The sequence below is a fragment of the Streptococcus infantis genome, assembly GCF_047460685.1.
Classification (GTDB): Bacteria; Bacillota; Bacilli; order Lactobacillales; family Streptococcaceae; genus Streptococcus; species Streptococcus infantis_AD.
Map to the genome: position 1 here is coordinate 1 of NZ_JASHFS010000036.1, position 2406 is coordinate 2406.

The window sequence follows — 2406 nt, forward strand, 5'->3', positions numbered from 1 at the left end:
CAGAAGCTTTGTTTTCTTTACCAGTAAACGTAAAATCATCTTGGACGTTGTCCGCTGGAGTCTTATCGCCTGCTCCTTCAAACTTAACTGTTTGTTTAGTTGATTTCTTCACATCATTTACGATTGGAACGTAGATGATTGGTGTGTCATCACCTGGGTTTGTTGGAAGGTTTGGAAGTTCCTTACCTGGTTCTACTGGTTTACCTGGTTTGCTTGGATCTTTTGGATCTGGCAAGTATGGTTTGTAGCCTGGTACGTCTGGAACAACTGGTTTACCTGGTTTTGTTGGATCTGTTGGATCATTTGGATATTTCACATCTGGTGTTGATGGGAATTTAGGATCATCAGATTTTGGAACCAAGCTTCCAAGTGGTTTATAGGTAACAATCTCTACTACTTCAGGATTTTCTGGAGTAACTGTCTTACCACCGGCTTCTGTCTTATCAGCGTAGTAACCTGGAATTACTGGTACAGATACCTTACCGTAAGTATGGCTCTTCTCAGTCCATGTTGTAGTTCCAGAAGCTTTGTTTACTTTACCAGTGAATGTGAAGTCGTCTTGGACCTTGTCGGCTGGAGTCTTATCGCCTGCTCCTTCAAACTTAACTGTTTGTTTAGTTGGTTTCTTCACATCATTTACGATTGGTACGTAGATAATTGGTGTGTCGTCACCTGGGTTTTCAGGAGTGATTGGTTTTCCTGGTTCTACTGGTTTACCTGGTTTGCTTGGATCTTTTGGATCTGGCAAGTATGGTTTGTAGCCTGGTACGTCTGGAACAACTGGTTTTCCTGGTTTACCTGGATCTGTTGGATCATTTGGATACTTCACTTTTGGTGTTGATGGGAAGTTTGGATCGTCTGGTGTTCCTGGTTTTGGAACCAAGTTTCCAAGTGGTTTGTAGGTTACTGTATCTGTTGCTTCAGGATTTTCTGGAGTAACTGTCTTACCACCAGCTTCTGTCTTATCAGCGTAGTAACCTGGAATTACTGGTACAGATACCTTACCGTAAGTATGGCTCTTCTCAGTCCATGTTGTACTTCCATCAGCTTTGTTTACTTTACCAGTGAATGTGAAGTCGTCTTGGACGTTGTCGGCTGGAGTCTTATCGCCTGCTCCTTCAAACTTAACTGTTTGTTTAGTTGGTTTCTTCACATCATTTACGATTGGTACGTAGATGATTGGTGTGTCTTCACCTGGGTTTGTTGGAAGGTTTGGAAGCTCCTTACCTGGTTCTACTGGTTGACCTGGTTTGCTTGGATCTTTTGGATCTGGCAAGTATGGTTTGTAGCCTGGTACGTCTGGAACAACTGGTTTACCTGGTTTACCTGGATCTGTTGGATCATTTGGATACTTCACTTTTGGTGTTGATGGGAAGTTTGGATCATCTGGTGTTCCTGGTTTTGGAACCAAGTTTCCAAGTGGTTTGTAGGTTACTGTATCTGTTGCTTCAGGATTTTCTGGAGTAACTGTCTTACCACCAGCTTCTGTCTTATCAGCGTAGTAACCTGGAATTACTGGTACAGATACCTTACCGTAAGTATGGCTCTTCTCAGTCCATGTTGTAGTTCCAGAAGCTTTGTTTTCTTTACCAGTAAATGTAAAGTCATCTTGGACATTGTCTCCTGGAGTCTTATCGCCTGCTCCTTCAAACTTAACTGTTTGTTTAGTTGGTTTCTTCACATCATTTACGATTGGTACGTAGATAATTGGTGTGTCGTCACCTGGGTTTTCAGGAGTGATTGGTTTTCCTGGTTCGACTGGTTTACCTGGTTTGCTTGGATCTTTTGGATCTGGCAAGTATGGTTTGTAGCCTGGTACGTCTGGAACAACTGGTTTACCTGGTTTACCTGGATCTGTTGGATCATTTGGATACTTCACTTTTGGTGTTGATGGGAAGTTTGGATCATCTGGTGTTCCTGGTTTTGGAACCAAGTTTCCAAGTGGTTTGTAGGTTACTGTATCTGTTGCTTCAGGATTTTCTGGAGTAACTGTCTTACCACCAGCTTCTGTCTTATCAGCGTAGTAACCTGGAATTACTGGTACAGATACCTTACCGTAAGTATGGCTCTTCTCAGTCCATGTTGTACTTCCATCAGCTTTGTTTACTTTACCAGTGAATGTGAAGTCGTCTTGGACATTGTCTCCTGGAGTCTTATCGCCTGCTCCTTCAAACTTAACTGTTTGTTTAGTTGGTTTCTTCACATCATTTACGATTGGTACGTAGATAATTGGTGTGTCGTCACCTGGGTTTTCAGGAGTGATTGGTTTTCCTGGTTCTACTGGTTTACCTGGTTTGCTTGGATCTTTTGGATCTGGCAAGTATGGTTTGTAGCCTGGTACATTAGGAACAACTGGTTGACCTGGTTTCGTTGGATCCGTTGGATCATTTGGATACTTCACTTCTG

General features: G+C 42.5%; 1 protein-coding gene. It reads right to left on the reverse strand.

Going from position 1 to position 2406, the window contains the following annotated elements; genetic code table 11:
* The coding region (locus tag QM917_RS10490) for a mucin-binding protein (RefSeq protein ID WP_414285717.1) at positions 1-2406 on the reverse strand (2406 nt) is incomplete at both ends.